The 7,131-nt window shown below is 42.4% G+C and carries 7 protein-coding genes; 6 read left to right on the top strand and 1 reads right to left on the bottom strand.

All coding sequences use genetic code 11. The features are described 5' to 3' along the window. Window positions 1-189: 189 nt before the first annotated feature. The 6 genes from E5S67_RS10905 to hpsP are packed head-to-tail and all read left to right on the top strand — an operon-like array spanning window position 190 to window position 5,076. Window positions 190-1,047 carry a hypothetical protein gene (locus tag E5S67_RS10905; RefSeq protein ID WP_246276725.1) on the top strand — a complete coding sequence of 286 codons (858 nt, stop codon included), beginning with the start codon at window positions 190-192 and terminating at the stop codon, window positions 1,045-1,047. An 18-nt stretch (window positions 1,048-1,065) separates the two neighbouring features. Next, window positions 1,066-2,040 (top strand): hormogonium polysaccharide biosynthesis glycosyltransferase HpsN, encoded by a 975-nt coding sequence (gene hpsN, locus E5S67_RS10900; protein WP_172187057.1) that lies wholly within the window; start codon window positions 1,066-1,068, stop codon window positions 2,038-2,040. A 37-nt stretch (window positions 2,041-2,077) separates the two neighbouring features. Further along, window positions 2,078-3,247 (top strand): hormogonium polysaccharide biosynthesis glycosyltransferase HpsO, encoded by a 1,170-nt coding sequence (hpsO, locus tag E5S67_RS10895; protein WP_172187056.1) that lies wholly within the window; start codon window positions 2,078-2,080, stop codon window positions 3,245-3,247. A 43-nt stretch (window positions 3,248-3,290) separates the two neighbouring features. Then, window positions 3,291-3,638, top strand: coding sequence for a hypothetical protein (locus E5S67_RS10890; RefSeq protein WP_172187055.1), 348 nt, complete (start codon window positions 3,291-3,293; stop codon window positions 3,636-3,638). Continuing rightward, window positions 3,635-3,814, top strand: a complete 180-nt coding sequence (locus E5S67_RS10885) for a hypothetical protein (RefSeq protein WP_172187054.1) — start codon at window positions 3,635-3,637, stop codon at window positions 3,812-3,814. Before E5S67_RS10890 ends, E5S67_RS10885 begins: the two co-directional genes overlap by 4 nt. A 47-nt stretch (window positions 3,815-3,861) precedes the next feature. Next, window positions 3,862-5,076 (top strand): hormogonium polysaccharide biosynthesis glycosyltransferase HpsP, encoded by a 1,215-nt coding sequence (gene hpsP, locus E5S67_RS10880; RefSeq protein ID WP_172187053.1) that lies wholly within the window; start codon window positions 3,862-3,864, stop codon window positions 5,074-5,076. Between the two features lie 12 nt (window positions 5,077-5,088). On the opposite strand, the gene E5S67_RS10875 is transcribed toward hpsP, so the two are convergent. Next, entirely contained in the window at window positions 5,089-7,062 is a 1,974-nt protein-coding gene (locus E5S67_RS10875; RefSeq protein WP_246276724.1) for a TerD family protein, read from the bottom strand. Window positions 7,063-7,131 lie beyond the last annotated feature (69 nt).

Raw genomic sequence — 7,131 nt, 5'->3', positions numbered from 1 at the left:
TAATCTTTGGCGTCATGTGTCCTATTTTATGACACTTTGTGTACTCTGCTTATTTTTTTTTCTGTGCTACCGCTACTTATTGAGCGGATACTTATTTTTTTAGTAATATTCGCCCACGGTATCTATGTAATTTTAACTGAAAATTGGCGTTTTTGCAAGACATTAATTGCTTATTTACTAGCTTCAGCGGTGGCAACAATTCTTTTTGCTCCTTGGATTTGGATATTATTTTCTAACGCGCCCAAAATTGAGGCAACAGTAGGCTTACCCCGCATTTCTCTATCTTTCCTATCTTCACTTAAACCTTTAATTCTCATCACCTGCCGAATGTTTATCGACACGCATTGGGCGGGCGGAATTATCAAATTGTGTTCGAGCGGTATTGCTACAAATTTAATCAGACTGATTGTAGCCGCCCTATTGCTGTTAGCGATCGCACATTCAATATACTCACTCTGCCGCTCAACTCCCAAACGAGTTTGGCTGTTTGTATTGACAGCGATCGGAATTACAGCGATAGTATTGATAGCAGTGGGAGGCGTTGCCGATCGCTATCTGGTTCCCTATATTTTAGCAATCCAGATAGCTGTTGCCTACCTATTTACCGATAAAATTGCAGCCGCCACCAATTCCCGACAACAAAAACTGTGGCAGCTCGGTTTAATAGTGCTAATATCGAGTGAAATAGTTTCTTGTGCCGTCAGCTCACAGTCACAACTTTGGTGGAACAAATATCCTTCTAGCACTAAATACAATCCCCAAATAGCCGCAATTGTCAATCAAGCCCAAAAACCTTTAGTAATTACTCACGGAGGCAACAACATCACAGGAAAAATACTGTCTGTCAGCTATCTGCTAAAGCCGCAAGCACAGCTTTTGCTAGCAGTTAAACCTGCTGAACAAGTCAAAATTCCTGATGGTTTTAGCGATGTATTTCTATACAGAGCTACAGAAGCATTACAATTTGAACTAGAAAAAGTGCAAAAATATAAAATCACACGAATTTACCAGCCGGGCGATGTTTGGCTTTGGCGTGTAGAGAAATAAGGAAAGTGGCAACTGCAAATGATGATTTCTGTTGTGATACCCACCTACAACCGCGAGCAACCCCTGCGAGAGACATTGGCTGATGTGATTCGGCAAAATTACCCGAATTTTGAAGTGTTGGTAATCGATCAAACTCGCACCCACGAATCGGCAACTCAAGTTTATTTAGAGGAATTGGCAAATGCTGGCAAAATTCGGTGGTTTCGAGTAGATTGGGCGAGTTTGCCGGGAGCTCGAAATTATGCAGTGCGGCGCGCAGTTGGAGAGATTATTTTATTTATTGATGATGATGTACAATTGCCAGATGGTTTTTTGGCGGCTCACGCTGACAACTATTTAGAAAAACCTGATGTGGGATGTGTGGCGGGCAGGGTTTTTGACAGAATGAAATTGGATTTTTCTGGAGGCGATTTGGCGATCGAATATTTGCCCTCAGAAGCGATGGATGCTGGCATTGCCTGGTATTTTATCGATTTGGTACATACAGTAAAACCGCAGCAGGTGCTCTCGGCTAGAGGCTGCAATATGTCATTTCGCAGGCAGGTTTTTGCCGAGTGCGGGCTGAGGTTTGACGAGCGATTTGTAGGGAGTGCGGTACGAGAGGAGTCGGATTTTTGTTTGAAATTGCGAGCGACTGGCATGAAAATTTGGTACGATCCCAATGCGTGTTTAGTTCACTTTGGGGAAGAGAGCGGCGGATGTCACGATGTCAGCACGCGATCGATCGAATATCAAGTCACATTTTATCACAATCACTTTCTAATGGGATTGACAAATTTAACAGCTTTTCAATGCCTGCGATTTTTTGCCAAACTCTTTGACTGCCACGTTTTGGGGAATCCGCCTTGCCATAAAAGCCGATCGCCCATTAAAATTATCGTTCGATTTAGTTTTTATCTCCTCGGTTTTATGAGTGTCCTCAATACATTAATTCAGTCTCTATGGAACGACGGACAAATTTACACCCGTCAAGATAAGATTAACGGTAAATAAGTTTTATTACCAATTTCCAATTACCACTGAATAAACAATGAGAATCCTCGTTGCCAGCCACACCTATATTGTGGACATAAATCGGGCAAAATTGAAAATTTTAGCAAATCTCGAACCCAATATTGAAGTAACAGTTGCAGTGCCGCAGCGTTGGAAACCCGGAGGCGTACAAAATAAAATTATAGAAACACAATTCTGTCAAGAAGGCTCATTTAAAGTAGTCGCAGTCTCCAATTACAGCCAGAACAATCAAGGACTGCTAACATTTGGTACTGATTTAATTGAAATATTAGAAAAGTTTAGACCGCAGATTATCCAAGTTGAACAAGGTTCAAAATCCCTCGCTTGCGCGCAATTAATATTATTAAATAAACTGCTCAAACTAAAAGCAAAAAATATATTATTTACCTGGTGGAATCTGCCTTATAAATTGAAGTGGCCTGTTTCACTCTTAGAAAATTACAATCTTCAGCACACCGACGGAATTATTGCAGGGAACTTAGATGGAGCTAAAATTTTGCGGCAGCGGGGCTATCAAGGTGCGGTGAAAGTAATGCCACAACTCGGAGTAGATGAAACTTTGTTTCGCCGCACTGGTAAAGACGCTGATTTATCCCGCAGGTTCGGCATTGAACCGACCGATTTTGTGGTAGGATTTGTAGGGCGATTTGTCGAAGAAAAAGGATTGTTAACTTTAGCTGATGCCTTGGCAGGCTTGAAAAAACTTTCTTGGAAGTGGCTGTTAGTAGGACAAGGAAAATTGCGGATGCAACTCGCAGAAAAATGTATGGAATGGGGAATCAGCGACCGAATAATTTGGGTAGAAAGCGTTTCGCACGAGGAAATCCCCCCCTACATTAACTTAATGAACTGTTTGGTATTGCCTTCGCAAACCAGCTATAAATTCAAAACTTTGACCACAGTGGGCTGGAAAGAACAATTCGGTCACGTTTTAATCGAAGCGATGGCCTGTAAAATTCCGGTTATTGGTTCCGACTGCGGGGAAATTCCCCACGTCATCGGCGATGCGGGGTTAGTATTCCCCGAGGGAAATGCAGGGGTTTTGCGAGAGTGTTTGCAGCAATTGATGGAGCTGCCGGAGTTGGCGGCAGATTTGGGCGATCGGGGTTATCATAGAGCGATGAGCAATTATACCAATAAAGCTTTAGCTGAGCATTTGTTGGAATTTTACAAAGAATTGTTGTAATTTTTAGTAGTAGAATGCAAGTGTTAAATAAAAGCTGTGGTAAATGTCTATTCCTTCCGACATACGACCTTTGGTAGACGAACTCTACCAGGTACTGCACGATACCGAAAGCCAAGCAACGCAGGGACTTTTTGCACTTAGAAGAGCAATGTCTCTTTTTCCCCAGAATGAAATACTGATGCAATACTTTTCTTCCATCACTAATTTTCAATTCAACGTAGCAGGTACTCGCTTACAAGCAGAGCACATTGTGGGCAATGTATTGATGGCTGGTGTGCCCGATGAAGATGTTCAAAAAGCAGGAGATTATTTAGCAGCCTTGCTACATATGGCTCCAGAATCGAAAATTATGATTGACAAAGTAGTTGAGAGATTAGAAGCATTGCCATGAAACAATTACCAGATGAAACCCAACTCCTGGAAATCCTTGAAATTGTGAAAGCTGCGGAAGCAAAAGCCAGTGAAATGTATGAATTTTCCAAGACAATGGCTCACAATACCCAAATTACAGCAACAAAGAGAGAGGAAGCTGAACAGCTAGACGGTCAACCTTTTCCAGATAATTAAATTTGTAATGGGAGATGTTGGTATGTGGATTTAAATAACTATCCCTGATGCGGATTCTCCAAATTATCCCCTCAATTTCGCTAGTCTACGGGGGGCCCAGTCAAATGGTACTCGGACTTTCTGCGGCCCTGGCTTCCCGAGGTGTTGATGTCACAATTATCACCACAGATTCTAACGGAGATATCGGTCAAATTCCCTTAGATGTCCCCTTAAATCAACCCATAAAACAAAACGGTTATCAGATTATTTATTTCCGCTGTTCTCCGTTTCGTAGATATAAGTTTTCTCTGAGTTTATTGCAGTGGTTGAATGAAAATGCGAAACAATTTGACCTCGCCCACATTCACGCTTTATTCTCGCCAGTAACTACCTTTGCCGCCACAATTGCTAGATATCGCCACTTACCGTATATTATCCGTCCCTGCGGTATGCTTGACCCCGCTGATTTGCAGAAAAAAAAGCGCTTAAAACAGATTTATGCAGCACTTTTAGAACGTCCTAATTTAGCAGGGGCTGCCGCAATTCACTTCACAAGTAAAGAAGAAGCTAAAATCTCAGAAAGATTTGGTGTCGGGATCACAGGCAAGATGCCTGTGCCACGAAATTTGGACTTCACAGGCAAGATGCCTGTGCCACGAGATTTGGTGATTCCATTGGGGGTGACAGCAGGTTTGTTTCCTAAGAGATTGCGGGAATCTCAAGTGCCAATCATCTTATTTATGTCGCGCATTGAACCTAAAAAAGGGCTTGATTTGCTAATTCCAGCATTAGAAAGTATTTTAGAAGCGGGCATAGAGTTTCACTTTATTTTAGCTGGTTCAAGTCCCCAAGATGCTGAGTATGAAACAAAAATTAAAGTGCAAATTCATAATTCAAGCTTAGCAAAATACACAACAATAACTGGCTTTGTGAGCGGTGATTTAAAAGTTGAACTTTTGACAAAAGCCGACTTATTTGTATTGCCTTCTTATTACGAAAACTTTGGCATTGCTGTAGCAGAAGCGATGGCCGCGGGTGTACCTGTCGTAATTTCCGATCGCATACATATTGCCGAAGACATACAGCAAGCAGAAGCTGGTTGGGTGGGACCTTTGGAAGTAGGGGCGATCGCCAATTCAATCAAATCAGCACTTCTGAATCCACAGGAGCGCCAACGGCGGGGATTGAACGGCAAAGAGTATGCAAAAAAGCATTATAACTGGGAGGCGATCGCCCAGCAAACCATCGATGCTTACCAGCAGATTTTGTCGTCTACTAACTAATGCCACAGCGGTTTACCTTCTGCTTCTTCTACTGCTGCGAGTTCTGGTCCTGCTGCTATCTAAATTTTCAGGCGCTATTTTTTCGGGGCTGCTATTGCTTTTAACATCAGTAGAACCCGAAATTGAGGCATCGATCGCCGATTTTCTTCTAATTATAATCGGAACATTAACAGAGCGACCGCAGGGTCTGCCGAAGGAGTCTATGTTCCTTCGATAATCGCAGATTGCAGCCTGTACATTCGGTTCTTGACAATCATTAATAAAGCTTTGTGCTAGTTTGTAATTATTTCCGTCTCCCTCCTTTAAGAAAAGTTCTCCCGCTTGTTGAAAGTCTGCTACTGCTGGCGATTTTGTTCCCAGCATACAGCGAATAGCACCTCGTTCCAAATAAGCCAAACCATAATTAGGATTAACGCGAATAGCTTGTTCGTAATCCCCGATCGCCTTTTGCTTGTTTCCCAATTCATAGTATGCTTGACCGCGACCGAAATAAGCTTCTGCCAAGTTAGGATTAAATTGCAGCGCTCGATCGTAATTGTAAATTGCCTGCTGCTTGTTTCCCTGTTTGGAAGTAGCAATTCCCAATCCGAGGTAAGCTTGAGGTATGTTCGGATTCAGCGCTAAAGCCTGAGTAAAATTGGCGATAGCCCCCGGAACATCTCCCTTTTGAACTTTCAAAGAACCTTGGTTGCTGAAAGTTGCGGCTTTTTGAGCGATCGCAACTCTTTGACCGATCGCAGCGCGATTGGCTCGGTAATTAGATAACTTATTATGAGCTAAATTATAAACAGGTGTACGTGAATCGATCGCTTCTAAAAGTGCGATCGCCTGTTGCCATTTACTTTGCGACTGATGCCAAACTTCCATCGGATGAGGCGGCTTTTGCACAACTACAGCAGCTTCCATCGCCAATTGTTGAGCTTTTTCTAGACTTTCTGCCGCCTGTAAATTTTGCGCTACTGGAACCAAATTCGGGCGCAGTTGCAGCAAATCTGCTCTAGCTTGTTGATACCCAAAGCCGGGGAAGTTAGGAATTTTGTCTAAATTGGCGATCGTTTCTTTAAGTCGTCGATCGAAACTTCTGAGCAGATTTACATCGGTGACTTTCCCTGCATTCTGCGTTTCAACTGCCAGTATTTTCGCTTGCTTCAGCGTTTCATTTCCCGATCGCATAACGGCGCTCATCCCTGCACCTGTTCCCAACATCAAAACGCCTAAACTTGCTAATAAAGCTGCGGGTATTTTGCGGCTTCGCGAATTATTAACTTGATTGTTTAGTCGTGATGGTTGTACCCTTCGAGTCTGACGAGATTGTTCCGCTTCCGGTTCTGAATCCACCTCCAAATCCCAAGCCGGCAACTGCAAATCATCTGCTGCTGTTCCCGCTGTCAACTCCCTACTAATGGGAGCAATATTATTGCTATTTCCGCTGGAATACTTGTCAACCAAACTCTGCAATCCTGCTTGATATCCTTCTCCTACCGCCTGAAATCTCCACTCTCCATTCTTTCTATACAAACGACCAAACTCTACAGCAGTCTCTCGCGAGAAATTCTCTTTTAATTCATACCGAACAAGTTCGCTTCCCGTATCCAAATTGCTAATTTTGATAAAAGCATTTTTGATATTGCTAAAATTTGCATTGATTTTATTTGCTTCGTGAATAGTGGCAGCAAAAGTCACTTCCTCAATTTCAGGATTAATTTTCTGTAAAATAACCCCGTAAATAGTTTTATTCTCTTGACCTCGGTTGTTTTTCTCAGGAATAGATTGCAGTACCGAACCGTCACAGGATTGCAGATTATTATAAAAGATAAAATATTTATCGTTAGGTATTTTGCCGTCAGCACCTAGCATAAAGGCAGAGACATCAATCTCGTAGCTTTGTCCTGCCTCTGTCGCCTGCCAACCGAGGGCGATCGCCATTTTTTTTAAACCAGGCACTTTTTTAGAGATATTAAATCTCTCACCCTTACTTAATTGCATTGCCATCTGCTTATTTGTTAAACCTAAAATTTTATACTCCTAATCTTAATGTTACGTGGCACAATAAGT

This window comes from Microcoleus asticus IPMA8, from assembly GCF_013179805.1.
GTDB lineage: Bacteria > Cyanobacteriota > Cyanobacteriia > Cyanobacteriales > Microcoleaceae > Microcoleus > Microcoleus asticus.
The sequence above is the reverse complement of the archived record's forward strand: the minus strand, read 5'-3'. Positions and strand labels throughout refer to the sequence as shown.